17 protein-coding genes and 1 pseudogene are annotated in these 18,188 nt (G+C 33.2%); 2 read left to right on the top strand and 16 right to left on the bottom strand.

Annotated elements, in window-relative coordinates; genetic code table 11:
• Positions 1–64: 64 nt before the first annotated feature.
• Genes J6V67_RS06920 through yajC form a run of 14 tightly spaced genes read right to left on the bottom strand, consistent with a single transcriptional unit; the run spans position 65 to position 15,128 of the window.
• The gene (locus tag J6V67_RS06920) at positions 65–730 is read right to left on the bottom strand and encodes a 3-methyladenine DNA glycosylase (RefSeq protein ID WP_291860674.1); all 666 of its coding nucleotides are present in this window, start codon (positions 728–730) and stop codon (positions 65–67) included.
• Positions 717–1,466: a DUF815 domain-containing protein gene (locus tag J6V67_RS06915; RefSeq protein WP_291860671.1), complete on the bottom strand. Its 750-nt coding sequence runs from the start codon at positions 1,464–1,466 to the stop codon at positions 717–719. The genes J6V67_RS06920 and J6V67_RS06915 overlap by 14 nt, the downstream gene beginning before the upstream one ends.
• The gene (locus tag J6V67_RS06910) at positions 1,466–2,104 is read right to left on the bottom strand and encodes a putative metalloprotease CJM1_0395 family protein (protein WP_291860670.1); all 639 of its coding nucleotides are present in this window, start codon (positions 2,102–2,104) and stop codon (positions 1,466–1,468) included. The genes J6V67_RS06915 and J6V67_RS06910 overlap by 1 nt, the downstream gene beginning before the upstream one ends.
• On the bottom strand, positions 2,101–5,049 hold the full coding sequence (locus tag J6V67_RS06905; protein WP_291860667.1) for a DEAD/DEAH box helicase: 2,949 nt from the start codon (positions 5,047–5,049) through the stop codon (positions 2,101–2,103). The genes J6V67_RS06910 and J6V67_RS06905 overlap by 4 nt, the downstream gene beginning before the upstream one ends.
• Positions 5,030–5,449, bottom strand: coding sequence for a polymer-forming cytoskeletal protein (locus J6V67_RS06900; protein WP_291860664.1), 420 nt, complete (start codon positions 5,447–5,449; stop codon positions 5,030–5,032). Before J6V67_RS06900 ends, J6V67_RS06905 begins: the two co-directional genes overlap by 20 nt.
• On the bottom strand, positions 5,398–6,291 hold the full coding sequence (locus tag J6V67_RS06895; RefSeq protein WP_291860661.1) for a peptidoglycan DD-metalloendopeptidase family protein: 894 nt from the start codon (positions 6,289–6,291) through the stop codon (positions 5,398–5,400). Before J6V67_RS06895 ends, J6V67_RS06900 begins: the two co-directional genes overlap by 52 nt.
• Positions 6,281–7,450: a Mur ligase family protein gene (locus tag J6V67_RS06890; protein WP_291860707.1), complete on the bottom strand. Its 1,170-nt coding sequence runs from the start codon at positions 7,448–7,450 to the stop codon at positions 6,281–6,283. The genes J6V67_RS06895 and J6V67_RS06890 overlap by 11 nt, the downstream gene beginning before the upstream one ends.
• Positions 7,450–8,979 carry a diguanylate cyclase gene (locus J6V67_RS06885; protein ID WP_291860658.1) on the bottom strand — a complete coding sequence of 510 codons (1,530 nt, stop codon included), beginning with the start codon at positions 8,977–8,979 and terminating at the stop codon, positions 7,450–7,452. The genes J6V67_RS06890 and J6V67_RS06885 overlap by 1 nt, the downstream gene beginning before the upstream one ends.
• Positions 8,960–9,499: an LPS assembly lipoprotein LptE gene (gene lptE / locus J6V67_RS06880; protein ID WP_291860656.1), complete on the bottom strand. Its 540-nt coding sequence runs from the start codon at positions 9,497–9,499 to the stop codon at positions 8,960–8,962. Before lptE ends, J6V67_RS06885 begins: the two co-directional genes overlap by 20 nt.
• Position 9,500: 1 nt before the next feature.
• Positions 9,501–11,933, bottom strand: coding sequence for a leucine--tRNA ligase (gene leuS, locus J6V67_RS06875; RefSeq protein ID WP_291860653.1), 2,433 nt, complete (start codon positions 11,931–11,933; stop codon positions 9,501–9,503).
• A gap of 10 nt (positions 11,934–11,943) precedes the next feature.
• Entirely contained in the window at positions 11,944–12,282 is a 339-nt protein-coding gene (locus J6V67_RS06870; RefSeq protein ID WP_291860650.1) for a DUF6394 family protein, read from the bottom strand.
• Positions 12,283–12,291: 9 nt separating this feature from the next.
• The gene (gene secF, locus J6V67_RS06865; protein ID WP_291860647.1) at positions 12,292–13,266 is read right to left on the bottom strand and encodes a protein translocase subunit SecF; all 975 of its coding nucleotides are present in this window, start codon (positions 13,264–13,266) and stop codon (positions 12,292–12,294) included.
• Between the two features lies 1 nt (position 13,267).
• Complete coding sequence (gene secD / locus J6V67_RS06860; RefSeq protein ID WP_291860645.1) at positions 13,268–14,851, bottom strand: protein translocase subunit SecD; 1,584 nt, start codon at positions 14,849–14,851, stop codon at positions 13,268–13,270.
• Entirely contained in the window at positions 14,838–15,128 is a 291-nt protein-coding gene (gene yajC, locus J6V67_RS06855) for a preprotein translocase subunit YajC (RefSeq protein ID WP_086246741.1), read from the bottom strand. The genes secD and yajC overlap by 14 nt, the downstream gene beginning before the upstream one ends.
• On the opposite strand from yajC, the gene J6V67_RS06850 reads away from it, so the two are divergent.
• Both J6V67_RS06850 and J6V67_RS06845 read left to right on the top strand, forming a co-directional pair.
• Positions 15,101–16,366, top strand: a complete 1,266-nt coding sequence (locus J6V67_RS06850; protein WP_291860641.1) for an apolipoprotein N-acyltransferase — start codon at positions 15,101–15,103, stop codon at positions 16,364–16,366. The genes yajC and J6V67_RS06850 overlap by 28 nt on opposite strands.
• Positions 16,367–16,507: 141 nt before the next feature.
• Positions 16,508–17,149 (top strand): hypothetical protein, encoded by a 642-nt coding sequence (locus J6V67_RS06845; RefSeq protein ID WP_291860638.1) that lies wholly within the window; start codon positions 16,508–16,510, stop codon positions 17,147–17,149.
• Between the two features lie 67 nt (positions 17,150–17,216).
• Here J6V67_RS06845 and J6V67_RS06840 read toward each other — a convergent pair whose 3' ends face one another.
• Together J6V67_RS06840 and livG are read right to left on the bottom strand one after the other, a co-directional pair.
• Entirely contained in the window at positions 17,217–17,912 is a 696-nt protein-coding gene (locus J6V67_RS06840; protein WP_291860635.1) for an ABC transporter ATP-binding protein, read from the bottom strand.
• Positions 17,909–18,188, bottom strand: a pseudogene (livG, locus tag J6V67_RS06835) (high-affinity branched-chain amino acid ABC transporter ATP-binding protein LivG); the annotation flags it as partial. The pseudogene livG and the gene J6V67_RS06840, both read right to left, overlap by 4 nt.

The following is an 18,188-nucleotide window of genomic DNA, read 5'->3' as shown; positions in this document are numbered from 1 at the left end:
TAAATTTAATATTTTAAGAATTTGACTTCTTATACTCTTCTTTTATAATGGTTATAAAAATTAATTAGCTAAGCTCATTAAATAAATTTAAGGCAAAATTATCAAATTTATTACATTTTAAATGTGCTTTACAAAACTCAACAATAACTCCATGATAGCGACAAAATAATTCATTATCATCTATATTGCCTAAATATTTATATATCTCATTTCTATCTATAGCCTCTAACCACTCTCTAGTCTCTTCATAGCTCTCAAACTCATAGCCAAGAGCTGCAAAAATCCTATTGGTATAGTTATCTACTACCATCACTTCACGCCTACATCCAAAACATAAGATAGAATAGACGCTCTCAAGTCCTAATCCCTTTTGCGATATAAGCCACTCAAAACTTACACTACTAGCAAAATCATCAAAAGTGCCAAACTTAGCTACAATATTCTTACAAAGTGCGCTTAGTCTTTTTGCTTTAGTGTTATAAAATCCACTTGGCTTAATCAATTCACTAAGGCTTAAAATATCTAAATTTGCTACATCTTCTAAGCTTAAAATATTGGCATTTTCTAAATTTAATAGCGATTTTTCTACATTTGTCCATTTGGTATTTTGAGTTAATATTGCGCCAATAATAACCCAAAATGTTCCATATTTTGGCCACCAAAATTTATTAGCATTAAAATCAAACTCACAAACCCTATCAAGTGCTAAAAACAGCTCAGAGCTTCTCAATATCATCCTTTGTATTTTGCCAAAATTGTTTAGCGTTTCTTGCACTTCTTACGCCCTTACTAGCTGCAAAAGCAAGCGCTTGAGTTTTTAGGCGATTTTTATCTATATCGCACCCTTTAAAAAGATTATAAACAATATCCATATACTCATCTACGCTAAGCTCATAAAAGCTAATGTGCAATCCAAATCTATCAGCTAGGCTTAAATTCTCTCTACTATTTTCTTTTTCAACAATATAATTGTCGCTATTTGGGCGGCTTCTTACTAAGTGCTTTAAATTGCTTGTAGCATAAAATATTGCATTACTTGGCGGAGATTCAATCGAGCCTTCTAAGAGGCTTTTAAGCTCAATTAGAGCCTTATCCCCATTTTCAAATCCAAAATCATCACAAAAAATTATAAATTTATACTTTTTCTTATCTCTTATTTTATCAAGGATTTTATGCAAACTTTTTAGCTCTCTAGCGCTTATCTCGATTAAACGCAAGTTTTTATCCATAAATTTACAAAATATTCCACGCACAAGGCTAGATTTCCCGCAACCCCTCTCGCCCCACAAAAGTGCATGATTTATCACTCCGTGCTCAATAAATTTAATTGTATTAAGCTCAAGCTGTTCTATTTGACTTTGCAAATTTACAAAACTATCAAGTTCAATTTTAGCAATATCTCTAACCGGTCTTAACTTGCCATCTCGTACAAGTGCTGCATAGGTATTTTTCCATTTTATTTTCATTAAAATAGTCCTATTACTCTAGAGCTATAATCATATTGCGCATATGGATTATTTTTATTTTGATAAATATGTTGAATTAAATTTGACTCATTTTGCTCAGTTTGATATTTATTACTTTGAGTTTTATCATCATTTTGCTTATCTTGCTTTTGCTCTTTTAGTAATTCATTTTGAATTTCAATCTTAGCATCAATCTCCATATTTGTAGCTGTTGCTGCTACTTGTAGATCTGCTGGACTAGGCTGAGCTGGAGCTAGAGCTGCTCGCTTAATCTGAGCGGCTTTTTTTAATGTTTCTTGGGCTGTATTAGCTGGCGATGTATCTATACCGACCTCTCCGCCTACTGCATAAAGCTTATTGTCTGGACCTCTGCGATAGCTATATGTAGCTCCAGTAGTTAGTCCAGCACCTGCTGCCATATGAGCTGCTTCATGATTGCGAACCTCTATATCTCGCTTTTGAAGTTCTACTACTTGAAGCTTTTGCTCTTGACTTAACTCATGTTTATATCTCTTTTTTAACTCCGTTTGAGTTTGATTATTATGCCTATGGCTCTCTTGATCGCCTGTTTTTGCATCAGTTTGTTGATTATCTACCATGTAATTTGGCTGATAGTATGAAACGCTTGAAACCATCATCTATTTTTCCTTAAATAGCTCAAAATTTCAGCCAAGACATCATCATCGTCTTTGCTTGGTGATTTCAAAGCAACTTTTGTTCCAGCGATTTTGGTTAATGTTATATTTTGTTCATAGTTACTAATATGCTTAAATTCTTGCTTAGCAGCCATAATCTTAATAGCAATAATATCTAAAAACTGTTTAGTATAAACATCAAGCTTGCCAAATCTATCTTCAATCTCACCACCAATCTCATAAACTTCGCTTACCTCAGTACATTTACTAAGTCGTCTATAAAGTTCAAGTCGTAGCCTATCTTCAGCAATTAATTCACTATTTAAAAATGCATTTACGCTTAGCTTTATATCGACTTGAGTATCGTTTTTCTTATCTTTATTTAAAAGTAAATTTATCTCATCTTCAAGCATTTTAAGATATAAAGAGTAACCAATAGCCTCTATATGGCCACTTTGCGCCTCGCCAATTAGGTTGCCTCCGCCCCTAATCTCTAAATCATGATAAGCTAATAAGGCGCCACTACCTAAGAATGAATTTGACTCTAGTGCTACAAGTCGTTTAATCGCTTCATCGCTTAAACTCTGCCTATCTTCAACCAAAAAGTAGCAAAATCCCTGCTTAGCACCCCTACCAACTCTACCACGCAACTGATGCAGATCAGCAATACCAAATTTATTAGCTTCATCTATTATTATAGTATTTGCATTTGGTATATGAATTCCACTTTCTACAATACTAGTACAAAGAAGCAAGTCATACTCACCATTAGCAAATTTAATCATCTCATCTTCACTAGTTTTAGCATCAATTTTACTATGAAGAGTTAAAATTTTTAAAGTCGGTACAATCTGCTTTAGCTCACGTTCAATACTAGGCATATCAGCAATTTTATTATGAAGATAAAAAATTTGCCCAGCACGGCGAATTTCACGCATTATAACCTCTTTAATTAGCCCTCTATCCCACTCTTTAACAAAGGTTCTAACATCTAGCCTATCAAGCGGCGGCGTTGTTAATGTAGAATAGCTTTTTATGCTACTTAACGCCATATTTAGACTTCGTGGAATCGGTGTAGCTGACATTGATAATAGATGAGAATGCTCACTAAATTCCTTTAGTTTCTCTTTTTGCTTTACACCAAATTTATGCTCTTCATCGATTATTATCAGTCCTAAATTTGCACTTTGTACACTAAGCAAAGCATGCGTTCCAATTGCTACAAGTGGTTTGCCATCTCTTAAATCAGCTTGCAAGCGTGATTTATCTTTAGTACTACTAAATCTATCTAGTCGTCTTACATCAATATCAAATTTACTTAGCCTCTCTTGTAAACTTTTGTAGTGCTGAGCACAAAGCAGGGTAGTAGGCACAAAAAATAGCGCTTGAAATCCACTCTTAACACAGGCAAATATCGCATTCATCGCCACTTCAGTTTTGCCAAAACCGACATCGCCGCTTAAGAGCATATCCATAACCTTGCCACTTTTTAAATGGCTTAAAATGCTATTTATAGCTCTATCTTGGTCACTAGTGTAGCAAAAGCCTGCTTCCATTTGAAATTTAGCAAATTCAGCTGTATTGGCTTCTATTTTAACACCTTCGATTAACTCACGCTTTGCTGCTAAAGTAATGATTTTGCTAGCAATGATAAAGAGTTTTTCTTTGACTTTTTGCTTAAGCTTTGCAAAACTAGCCTTGCCAAGCTTATCTAGGTTAACTACTGCTCCACTTCCAGCAATATATCTATCAATCATATCTAAATGTTCAGTTGGCAAGAGTAATCTATCATTATTTTGATAAGTTAAAACAACAAATTCTTTGCTACTACCAAGCACTCTTATTAGCTCAAGACCAGTAAATTTACCAATTCCATACTCGCTATGAACGACAAAATCTCCAATCTTTAACTCATCTAAGACAATACTAGCCTTACGTCTTTTTTGACGTGAAATCGGCTGATTTAGGCTAATTATTAACTCATCTTTGCTTATTAGATTTAGTATTAAGTCGCTTTGAATAAAATTTAAATTTAAATTAATATCAAGCCCCAATGCTCTAAAAGCACTCTCATTAGAGCTTAAAATATCTATTTTTTTATCTTTGTGAAAATTAATTAGTTCATTATTTATCTTGCCTTCAAATGGCCTATATGATTTTGCTAAAGGTAAGATTGTTACCGCCTCAAGAGCGCTTATATCCATCTCGCACTCATCAAAATCTATATCTCCATCACGCACAGCCTCAAACTCTTCTAAATAATTTATAAATCCATCAATTACCCAAAATCCAAATGAATTTAGATCATGCGTAAGAGAATTTGACTCTATATGCTCAGCACTCTTTAATGCATTATTAAATTCACTCTGATCAAGCGCAGCTACATATGGCGTAATAGTGATGCTTTGTTCATCTTTTATACTTTTTTGCGTAGCTGGGTCAAATCTGCGAATACTCTCAACTAGATCAATATCAAGTAAAATTCTACACGGCCACTCATCAGCTACACTATAAATATCAATAATATCTCCGCTAATCCTAATCTCTCCCCTACTTTCGACAATATCAACAAAAGTATATCCATAAGCTAGCATTTCGTTTTTAAAACTATTTAAATCAATTGTATCGGCAAAATTTATATTTTTCACTCTTAATTGATTAGCGCTTGGTAATTTATGTAGGATTGTTCGAAATGGAGTTATTAAAAGTTTATTTGAATTAGAACTTTGCCAAAAGCTGCTTAAAGCTTTACTAATATCTAAAAGCTCACTATTAAATGCCCGTAAATCATCGCCTCTTTTAGCTCTAAAATCAGGCATTACAAAACACTCACGCCCAGCATAAGTCGCTGCGGCGTAAGCCTTAGAAGCGCTCTTATCGTCGCTTACTATTAATATTTTAAATTTATCCCTATGAGCTTTAAAAAACTCATATATCTTTGCTTGCACCACTTTCCTCTGTGTCAATTATCTCAAAATTCTCTAGCGATTGCATTGAATTTGGCTTTTTAAGAGAGCTTTTGCCATCAAATCTACCACCATTTTCTATGCTAAAGCTACCTGAACAAACATCACCTAACACAAATCCACCGCTTAAAATCTCCACTGAATCTGCATCTACATTACCTTCAAAAACACCATTTACTACAATTTTATTAGCTGATATTATTCCTGTAACCTTACCATTTTTACCAATTACTACTGTATTATTTGATTTTATCATGCCATCTACATGACCTTCAATATACAAAACTGAACCGCAGGCTAACTCGCCTTTTATATATGCGCCTTCTGATATTATGGTTGTTTCAGAGTTAAATTTGCTACTGCCTTTACTAAAGACTGCCATGTTACTCGCTTCTCCTTTTCAAATATTTCTTCATAGTTTTTTCGACTCCAGTTGATAAAATTTGCTGGGTCAAGTGGCCGCTGCACAAATCTTATCTCATAGTGCAGATGCGGACCGGTGCTTATACCAGTATTTCCACTATAGCCTATTAGATCGCCCTTTTTAACAAACTGCCCCTCTTTTACTACATCTTTTCTAGATAGATGGGCAAATCTAGTCTTAAAGCCAAAATTATGCTCTAAAACTACTAAATATCCATATCCACCAACTACATTAAATCCTGCCACTTGTACCACTCCATCTGCTGGAGCATACACTGGAGTTCCAATTGGCGCTCTAAGGTCAATTCCTTGGTGAAGATGCTTATGTCCTAACACTGGATGAGTTCGCCAACCAAATGCTGCTGTAATACCGCCATCTTCTATTACCTTGCCATTTGGAATCATTGAAAATATTATATTTTGTTGCTCAACAGTAAGCTTGATCTGCTCTAATCTATCATCAATTGTAGTACTATTTGAGTCATCATTTAGCCCGATTTGCTCTTCTAAAAATGAAATTTTATCTTCTATAGCCATCAACTCCTCTTCTTTGGTTGAAAGCTTAGACTTCATCTCTTCATACTCTAAACTTAAATTTTTACTACTACTTATTAGCTCTTCTTTGGTCTCTCTTAGGACATTTGTCTCATCTTGCAAATATCCCATATATAGCCCACCAAGAACAAAAATAAGCAATAAAATTGCAACAATATATATAAAAATTCTCTTTAAAACCTGGCTTAATAAATAATTTCTAGAGCCATTGACATCAGTTATAGTAACGACAATCTTATCTTTCAATCTCTTCCTTAATGAAATTTTCTACTAACATAAATGAACCAAAGACTAAATATTTTTCATTTTCATCTAAATTTGTAAACTCACAACATGTAATACCAAGATCTTTGGCAATTTGAGTTATCTTATGTGTAGCTAATTTTCTACTATAGCTTTTATAATTATAAATATGGATTTTACCAATAAAAGGCTTTAAGCTTAATAAAACGCCAAAGATATCCTTATCATCAAAGGCATTATATATTAAATTCACCTCTCTCCAGCCTATATTTTGCAAATTTTGAGCTATAGCCTTAGCGGCGTGAGCGTTATGTCCAACATCGATTATAAGGTTTGACTTTATCTTTTCACATCTGCCACGCAAAGTTAAGGCGCCTAAATTTGATATGATTTGGGCTAAATTATCTATATTTAAAATATTGGCTGCATTTACTGCTAAGCTTAAATTTGCTCTTAAAAATTCTGGTAAATTAAATTTAATAGCATAATTTTGAATCTCTTTAGCATAAATTTCACTTTGCTTTATTAATCTTACACTTTTTTGCTTAGCGATTTGATTTGCTAACTCCATACAGGCAAACTCACTACTAATTAATGCTTGATTTTGCATTGAATTAAGTTTAGTTTTAGCAATTTCTTCTATCGTACTACCAAGCATATCAATGTGATCTAGACCAATAGGGGTAAATATGCTAAGAGACTTATCAAAGGCATTTGTCGCATCATATTCTCCACCCATTCCAGCCTCTAAAATTAAAAAATCATACCCCTCAAAAATTACCCCGGCCATCAATGTTGCCCACTCAAAGTAGCTTAAACTCTCTACTATTTCACTGGTATTATTAAGCAAACTAAAAATATCTAAAAGTCTATTATGAGCTAAATTTAATCTAAATTTATCAATTTCTTCAAAACTACTATAAAATCTCTCGCTAAAATCAAAAATATGCGGACTAGTATAATGTCCAACTTTTTTACCAGCTCCAGCTAAAATTTGAGCTAAAAATCTACCTGTACTTCCCTTGCCGTTTGTGCCTACTATATGGATTATAGGTGGTAAATTTAAGTGTAATTTAACTGCATTAAATATCCTAGGAAATCTAGCATAATCAATCTCATCATAATATAATGGCTTTTTATTTAAAAATACCTCATAATCCATCAAAGTGCTCGTATACAATTTATCCCCTCATTTTTAGCTGTTTGCAACCCTAAATTTACCCTTTGTAGCATCTCATTTTGACTATTGCACTCTGAGCGTGTAGCAATTCCACAACTTGCACTTACTATTATATGCTCATCTTTATATCTAAATTTACACCCACTAATATCATTTATCATAATTTCAGCTAAGCTATTAGTAGCATTTTTATCTAAATTACCTACCAAAATCACAAACTCATCTGTATTTGTTCTAGCTATAAACTCTCCATTTACACAACGATTTTGTACAATTTTAGCCATTGTAGATAAGATTGCATCTTTGGCATTTGCTCCATATTTTGCCCTGATTTCATCTAGTAAATTTATCCCAATAGCTACAATGCTATAATCAACACCGTACTTTACTCTATCCTCTTCGATATTAGCAAGTTCTATCTCAAAGCTATTTTTATTATTAACCCCTGTTAGCTCATCGGTCTTGCTTTGTTTCATCATCTCTTCAAGCTCTTTTATACGCTCTTTTAATCCATTAATTATCTTGCTATCATCGCTAAGCTTTAACCCCATAGCCGAAATTTCACTACGAAGCGAATTTGATGTATTTTGTAGTTTTTGTCTAATAGCATTATATTCATCATAGCTAGTTATGCTATTTATCTCAAAAATCGCACTATCAAGACTACTACCATTATCTAAAAGAGTATTAGCAAAATCTTGAATTTGTTTATTTAAATTGTTTAAAATCTCATCTAAGGCACTGATTTTTTGTTTTATCTCATTTTGGTCTAATCTTACACGCTTTAAAATACATTTTTTAATATCTTCTTCCATAGCTTGACTAGTTAATAAAGCAGGATTGGATCTTAAATGCTCACTTACTCTAGCTATATCATCATCTGCACCAGGTGCAATAGATGGTACAAGAGCAGCAATTAATAACTCGCAGTAAGATAGATATTCTAAATTTTTTTCTTTTGTTTTATCTTTAAATTTCTCAATTTTAGAAATTATAGTTTCTATGTCATCACTTTGCTTGATTCCATATTTTTCAAGTCGCTTGATGTAATTAGTATCAAAATGGCTAACAAACTCAAACCATCGGTCTCTAATTAAATTTAAATTTTCAACATTGATTGTTCCATCTAACATAGAATAGCTTGAATTAGCTAGTTCTTTAGCCTTATTATTATGCATTAAATTTATAGCATGCAACACTCGTTTTAAAAGCATTGTTTGGGCTTGATTTATTTTAGCTATATCATTTAGATTAGCACGATTTAACCTAAAACAGATAAAAGCAAAAAGCTCATCAATGCTTTTTACATTTATCTTTTTTATCTCATCTTGGTAACTCTTATCTAAGCGAGCAATATAACCTTCAAGTCTCTTGCACTCATTCGTACTTAATCCTCGCCTAGCAGCAGCTACACAAAATAGCTCATGATAGTTATCTGGAGTTAGAGTAATCTTCTTATCACTCGCCTCCTTAAATACATCTTTGATAACCTCAGAGATTAGGCTTGCCATCTAAAAGACCTTGCATAGCTAGCTTGCTTACAAACTCGTCAAAGCACTGCAAAGATGCATTTGTAATAGCATCAAACCTCTCATTATCACTAATAACACTATCGGTAAATCTTCTATCATTTAGTCGCTTTGTAACTCTAAAATCATAATCTCCGCTAGTTATAATACTCTTTATTGAGCCATCTTTTTGCTTTAATCTATATTCCATTACTAAATTTGCTTTATATGCTGTAGCATAGCCAAATTGATCATATGATATAGCTGAAAATGTAAGCGATTTAATAGAAGCTATTATTATGCTATCAGCCTCATTTTTATCTACTAAATTTGCACCTAAGCGCCTAAGCATTGCCGATTTTATACCATCTTTTATAACCACAGTACTCTCAGGATCAGTTTTACTAATTATCACATCAACCCAAACACTACTGCCTATAACATCTCTAGCTACTACATTTGATGGCTTATAACCGCATCCTGCTAGAAAAAATACAAATAGCAAAGCTATAAAAAATCTCACTCTAGCCCTTTATAACAATATTTACAAGTTTATTTGGTACATAAATTTCTTTTATAACTTGCGATGAACCAATCCATTTGGCTACTTCAGACTTAGCTATATCAATAATCTCTTTATCACTTAAACTCTTATCTACTTCAACTTCAGCACGTCTTTTACCATTTACTGTAATAGCTAAATTTACAGTATCACTTTGGAATACTTCGTTTTTTATCTCTATTTTTCTAAGATTTTTAAGCCCAAATAGCTCACTACTTAACTCCCAGCTAATATGCGGAATTATTGGTTCAAGTAAATTTAAGATAATATAATAACCCTCAGTCCATACATCTTTATTTTGTTGAGCATTTAAGGCATTTAAGGCCTCCATACAAGCAGCAATTAATGTATTAAATGTAAAACTACTTTCAAAAACTTCGCTTGATTTTTTAAGTGCTTCATATACTTTTAATCTTGCATATTGTGCTGCCTTATCTAGCTCTTTATGATTTATATCTGGCAAATTATCGCACTTATAGGCATTAGAAGATCTATCGCAAAGCCTATTTATAAATTTAAACGCTCCTTCTACTGCGCTATCATTCCACTCTAGCTCTTTTTGTGGTGGAGCAGCAAATAAGATAAATAGCCTTGCAGTGTCAGCCCCATACTTAGCTATAATCTCATCAGGATCTACTGTATTACCCTTACTTTTGCTCATTTTAGCGCCATCTTTTAAAACCATCCCTTGAGTTAGCAAACTAGCAAATGGTTCACTATCTTGTAAATAACCAAGATCTCTTAAGACTTTTTGAAAAAATCTAGCATAAAGTAGGTGTAAAATCGCATGCTCAATACCGCCAATATACTGATCAACATTCATCCAGTAGTCTACACTTTGTTTATCAAATGCTACATCTTGCCAGCTTTTATCATCACTTGCAAATCTAGCAAAATACCAACTACTCTCAAAAAAAGTATCCATAGTATCAGTCTCTCTAGTAGCATCTTTACCACATTTTGGACATTTACAATGTTTAAAGCTAGCATGCTTATCAAGAGGATTACCCTCTCCTGTAATCTCAACATCATCAGGTAGTGCAATTGGTAAATTTTTTATATCTTCAGCTACTACCCCGCAGTCCTGGCAATGTACCATTGGGATTGGTGCTCCCCAGTATCTCTGCCTAGAGATACCCCAATCTCTTAGCTTATAATTTGTAACCTCTTTACCTGTATTACTGCTTTGAAAATAATTTATTATAGTTTTGCTAGCCTCATCATAATCCATACCATTAATCATATCAGAGTTAATATGCTTGCCGCTTTTTTGACAATATGGCAACTCATCACACTCAATTATCTTCTTAATTGGTAGATTAAATTTAACAGCAAACTCATAATCTCTCTCATCATGTGCAGGAACTGCCATTAAAGCACCATGACCATACTCAGCTAAAACAAAATTAGCACACCAAATAGGCACTAACTTGCCAGTTAATGGATGAATAGCATTAATACCTAAATAAACTCCATCTTTATCAGCTATTTGACGCTCTTTTGGGCTTTGATTTAGCATTGATTTTATTTTTTCTTTGACTTCAGCACTAATATATTCACTATTTAAAAGCCTTTTAGTAACACTATGTTCAGGCGCTAAAGCACAGTAGCTTACACCATAGATAGTATCAGGACGAGTAGTAAATACCATAAATCCATTTTCGCCCACGATCTCCTTGCTATTATCATCAAATTTAAACTCAAATTCAAGACCGCTACTTTGACCTATCCAATTCTCTTGCATAGTAATAACTTGGCTTGGCCACTTTCCTTCTAAATCTTTTAAACACTCTAAAAGCTCACTAGCATATTGGGTAATTTTAAGGTAATATCCTGGCATCTCTTTTTGCTCTACATTGTGTCCGCATCTCCAGCATTTGCCATCTTCTACTTGCTCATTTGCTAGTACGGTTTGGTCGTTTTCGCACCAATTAACTACTGCTGATTTACGATAGACCAACCCTTTTTCATACATTTTAATAAAGAACTCTTGCTCCCATTTTGTATAAAGAGGATCACTTGTAGCTAGTAAGCGATTTTTAGAAAAACTTAACCCTAAAGCATCAAGCTCTTTAATCATATAATCAATATTTTCATATGTCCATTTTTTAGGATGGATTTGATGTTTAATAGCAGCATTTTCTGCTGGCATACCAAAGCTATCAAAACCCATTGGCTGAAGAACATTATATCCCATATTTCTCCAGTATCTAGAAAGCGCATCACCTATACTATAGTTTCTAACATGCCCCATATGTAACCTTCCACTTGGATATGGAAACATTGATAAAATATACTTTTTAGGTAAATTATAATCATTTTTTGGCTCACTATAACCAGTTTCTCTCCAAGTAGTTTGCCATTTGTACTCTATATCTTTAGCATTGTATTGCATAATTTTATCCTTAGAATTCATCTCTAGTTTTATTTGCTTCTATTAATATTAAAAGCATTGAAAATATATTTGCTAAAATCGCACCAATAACAAGCGTATATACCACACTTTGACTAAAGCCAGTTACAAGTAGTATAAATGCTGGGATTAGGTGTAAATCAGCCACTAGCGAGCTAGCAAAAAGTTCAGCTGCAAGTAGATTTCTAACTCCTACTTTAAGCAAAGTAGAGATTAAATTTATGCTTGCAGCAATAAATAACGCAACAGCATTATCATCATATAAAAATCCAGCCGTAGTAGTAAGGCTCATAAGAGCAAAAAATGTAAATATAACCTTTCCCCAGTCCATATTATCCCCTTATACTGTGCCTTTTTCGTACATAGCACGAAGCTTTTCTTTCTCTTTTCTTCTTAGCTCTTTAGATGCAATTGAGGCTCTATAATTTTCAACACTAAATCTAAACCAACTAAGCATCGGAGCAGCAATAAATACAGAACTCATAGTACCAATTAAAATTCCAATTATCATAATAACTGAGAAGCCATGAATCATATCTCCGCCATAGAAAAATAGTGTAAACACAGCTAAAAGTGTAGTAATAGAGGTCATCAAAGTTCTAGAAAGTGTAAGCGATACAGATTCATTAATTACTTCAAATAACTTAACAAATTTGCTCTCCTTTATCCTCTCTCTAATCCTATCAAAGATAATAATAGTATCATTTAAAGAGTAACCAAGAACAGTTAAGATTGCTGCAAGAGTATCTAAATTTACATCAATACTTAACAAGCTAATAGCTCCTAGCACAATAACAACATCGTGAATTTCGCTAAATATAGCAGCTAGTGCAAACCTCCACTCAAATCTTATACCAATATATATAAGTATAAGAACCAAAGATACAGCCACAGCCATTATCCCTTTTTCTCTTAGTTCGCTACCAATTTTTGGCCCTACTACATCTACACGGCGAATCTCAAACTCACCAGTATCTTTAAGAATTTCAGATACAAATGCGCCTGGATTACTCCCTAGACTATCGCTAGTTGTTGTATATCTAATAGTAATCTCGCTTGCTGAGCCAAACTCAGTAATGCTAGCATTTTTTAATATCTCATTGGTTGAAAATTTCTCTCTTATCAAATCTATAGGGGCATCTTTATCATGATATTTAACCTGTATTAAAGTACCACCAGCAAAATCAATACCATAACTTAACCCTTTAGTAAAAAGCAACCCAATAGATCCAAAAAATAAAATAGCAGAGATGGCAAACATTATCCATCTCATACCCATAAAGTTGTAAATTTTACCTTTATCAAATATCTGCATTCTAGCCCCTTTTAATCTTATAACCAAACCAAAGGACAGTGCTGCCTTTTTCTATTCTACGGCTTAAAAACTCAAACATACCATGAGTTCCTAAAATTGCAGTAAGCATAGACGCAACAATACCAATACTCATAGTTACAGCAAACCCCTTAACTGGCCCAGTACCATAAGCATATAACGCAGCTGAAGTAATAAGCGTAGTTAAATTTGAGTCAATAATCGCACTCATAGCATTTTGATATCCTTTTTGAATACAAGTATGAATATTATGACCCTCTTTTAAAAGCTCTCTAATACGCTCATTAATGATAACATTAGCATCTACAGCCATGCCTATAGTAAGCAAAATACCAGCCATACCAGGCAGGGTAAGCGTAGCACCAAATAATGCCATAACAGCAATAAGTATTAATATATTTACTACCAAAGCAATATTTGCTAAAATTCCAGCTAATCCATAAACTAAAATCATAAATAGCACAACCAAAATAGCACCAATAGCAAGCGCTACCATACTTTGGTCAATACTTTGCTGACCAAGACTTGGACCAATGCTTCTTTTTTCTTCTAAATTTACAGGCGCAATTAACGCTCCACTTCTTAAAGCAATAGCGATATCACGAGCCTCTTCTACGCTAAATCCTCCGCTTATTTGACCGCTTCCACCGCCAATTCTCTCATTAATAGAAGGAGCCGAATACACTCTATCATCAAGCACGATAGCTAAGCGTTTGCCTACATTAGCACCGGTAAAATCAGCAAATATAGAAGCACCTTGGGCATTTAATGTAAAATTAATAATTGGAGTATTTGTCTGATTATCAAATGCCACTCTAGCATCTACTAGCATACTTCCATCTAAAACTGGAATTTCATTTACTAAATACTTATATCTTGGGTTTCTAGCATCGCTTAAAAGCAGATCGCCATATGCAGATGCTTCATCTTCACTCATTGTTTGAGCCATATCTTGACGCTTTTCATCAACTGCCATTAGTTGAAGATGAGCTGATTTGGCTATTAAATCCATAGCTCTTTGTTCATCGGCTGAATTTTTAATACCTGGAAGCTCTACTAATATCTTATCCTCGCCTTGTTTAATAACTGTAGGTTCAGCTAAACCAAACTGATCTAAGCGATTTCTAATAGTCTCTACAGCTTGATCTACTGCATATTTAGCAGTATCGATCTTCTCTTGTGGAGTTAGTAAAACCCTATAATTTAATCCATCTTTTTGAACCTCTATACCAGTAGTTTTAGATAGAATTTCATCTAATTTTTTAGCATCATCGCTATCTAAAAGAGCTATACTAATCCCACTCTCATCAGCCTTTAATCTATCTACTAAAATATCATTTTTATCAGTATCATATTTTATAGCTGAGGCGATTGATTTGATTTTAGAGGTTATTGCAGCGTCTGTTTGAACGCTTAGGAGCATATATAGACCACCTTGTAGATCTAGTCCTAGGCTTACTTTTTGACCATTTTGGCTACCAGTGAAGCTTGGCATCGAAAAAAAGATGCCAAACACCAAAGCAAGGATAAAAATTATAAGCCTATAAGTTATCCTACTTCTCATCACTTGACTCTATTTTGTCTAATTTTTTAGCGACAAAATTTCTATCAATGCGAACAATTACGTCATCATTAAGTTTAACTTTGATAAAATCATCTTCTGGTTTGATGACCTCACACACTAATCCGCCGTTTGTAACGATTTTATCGCCTTTTTGGAGATTTGCTAGCATATTTTTATGCTCACGTTGCTGTTTTTGTTGCGGTCTGATAACTAAAAAATAGAATATTGCAAACAATACAACAAGGGGTAATAATGAAGTTAGCATCGAATTCTCTGCCATATGGATCCTTTAAGAAAAAATTAGTGGATTATTTTACATTAAAATTTATAATAAACGGCTTTATAATCTCTATTTTACTTTCACTTTTTATCTTTTTAGATCTATTAAATTTAAAATATATATCAAATTTATCACTTATTAGCGCAATTTTTGGATTTTATTTTATTCTTAAAAGCAATAAAAAAATTTGGTTTTGGAGTGGATTTTTTATTGGTTTTTTTTGGTTTTATTGGATTAGTTTTAGTTTGATTTATTATGATTTTACCTATCTGATTCCTGTTGAAATTTTAGGAATTTGTCTCATTTATGGATTTATATTTTTAGCTGCTGGATGGCTAGAAAATATTTATATTAAGGCTATTTTTTTACTTTTTGCTAGTTATATTGCACCTTTTGGTTTTGATTGGTTAAATTTCGAGCTAATATTTGTTGATACATTTTTTATCCCATCTATTTATACTCTTGCTTTAATGCTTATATCTATTATTATAGCTATTAAATTTAATATATATTTTGGTATATCATTACTTATTTGCTCTTTGGCAATTAATTATAATAATAAAATTGAATATAGAGGCCTTCCATTTGATATCTCACTTATTAGCACAAATATTAGTCAAGATAAGATTTGGGATCGCTCAACAAAAGATAAAATTGTAAAAAACAATCTTAATATGATTGATCAAGCTATTAGTGATGGCTCTAGAATTGTAGTATTGCCAGAGAGTGCATTTCCGCTATTTTTAGATCATAGTGAAATTTTACTTAGTGTTTTAAAGCAAAAATCATATCAAATTGCCATCGTAACTGGAGCTTTAGGAACTAGCGATAATAAACTATACAATTCAACCTATCTATTTGATAAAGGAGAGGTAAAAAGATTAGATAAACTAATCTTAGTACCATTTGGCGAAGAGATTCCTTTGCCAAATTTTATTAAAGATTTAATAAATAGACTATTTTTTGATTCAGCCGTAGATTATAGCCATGCTAATAGTGTAAGCGATTATGAAATAGATGGGATTAAGATTAGAAATGCTATATGCTATGAGGCAACCCGTGATGAGCTGTTTATTAATGAGCCTAAATTTATGATAGCAATTACTAATAATGCTTGGTTTACTCCATCTACTCAGCCAAATTTACAAAGCAAGCTACTAAAACTAAAAGCATATAAATACAAAACTATAATCTATCATAGTGTAAATGGTAGTCCAAGCCAGATGATTACCCCATAAATGTTACTATAAGTAACTTTTAATTACTATTTTATAATTTCTTATTTGACTTTCATTAAATTTAAGCTTATTTTTATGGGGGGGGGTAAAATGATATTTGGATTTAACAATCTAAATATCATTTAATATAAGGAGATTTCTATGGCAAACATAGTTAAATTTGGCGTAAAAGTTTTAGCTGCTACAGCTTTAATGAGCAGTGCTGCAGCAGCTGAAGGTCTTTTTGTAGGGGTTGAAGGTGCATTACTTCAAACGCAAATAGAATTAAACGATGATTATCCTTCAACTATTGATGATCTAAAAGATACTTCAGTTGAACTTGGATTAAAAGCAGGTTATGACTTTGATGCTTTTAGAGTTTGGGGTGGCTACTCATATAGAACTAAAGGCAGTGAAGATGTTAATTATAAGAATGGTGGCGATTATCTAAAAGGTGAATTTAATTGGCAAACTCACAATATTTTAGTAGGAGCTGATTATACTCCATCATTAACAGATAGCTTCAAACTAGCTCTTGGTGCTTACACTGGTCTTTCAATTGTTAAGGGTGAATTCTCAGGCGAAGGAGAATATACTATAGCTCCTTATCATTATACATTAAGTAGCGACTCAGTAACTGGCACAGGCGCACTATTTGGTCTAAAACTTGGTGGTATATATGAAGTTGTTGAAAATAATGAGATTGAATTTGGTATAAAAGGCGACTACCAAACAACTGGTATAGAAGATTATGATAATGCACTTAGTTATGGTGTATATGTAGGTTATAACTACAAATTTTAATAAAATGGGCGAAGAAATTCGCCCCAATTTATGCTTAGATCTATTCTAAATATATCTGAATTTAAAATTACGCACCAAGATATCTTTTGCGAATCTCATCATTGCCTATCATATCTTTTGATACACCTTCCATAACGATATGGCCATTTTCTAATACATAGGTATAATCACTAGTTTTAAGTGCTAAAAATGCATTTTGTTCAACCAATAATATAGTAATACCCTCTTCTTTAAGTCTCTCAATGATATCAAAAACCTCACCTACAATCTTAGGAGCTAGACCAAGACTAGGCTCATCAAGCATTAAAAGCTTTGGCTCACTCATCAAAGCTCTAGATATAGCTAGCATTTGAGCCTCACCACCGCTTAGAGTTCCAGCTAGCTGATCACGCTTTTGTTTGAGCCTTGGAAATAGATCATACATAGTCTCTTTTAAATGTTCATAGTTTTCATCATTATTAAAAGCACCCATTTTAAGATTTTCTTCTACGGTTAAGTTTATAAATACTCTTCTACCTTCAGGTACTAAAGCAATTCCTTGCCTTACAATTGTATGAGTTTTATGCCTGCTAGTATCATATCCTAAGAAATTTATCTGGCCGCTTCTTTTAACTGAGTTTATAAGCGCATTTAATGTACTACTCTTTCCAGCACCATTTGAGCCTATGAGACTGACTATTTGACCAGTTTGCACAGAAAAGCTAATCCCTTTTACAGCCTCAATCATTCCATAATATACATGCAAATTTCTAACATCTATCATTGTATAAAATCCCCCAAATACGCACTTATAACATCTTCATGCTTTACTGCATCAGCTGGAGAGCCAGTAAAAATCACTCTACCATAATCAAGCACCAAAACTCTATCGCAAAGATGATTTACAAATTTCATATCATGCTCAATCAATAAAATAGATAACCCATCAGTAGCCCTAAGATCAAATATTAAATTTGCTAACTCATCAGTTTCACTAGGATTCATCCCAGCTGCTGGCTCATCTAATAAAAGCAGCTTTGGATTAGTTGCTAATGCCCTT

The organism is Campylobacter sp. (assembly GCF_017646085.1).
Taxonomy (GTDB): Bacteria; Campylobacterota; Campylobacteria; order Campylobacterales; family Campylobacteraceae; genus Campylobacter.
This window is presented reverse-complemented; position numbering and strand designations above follow the sequence as displayed.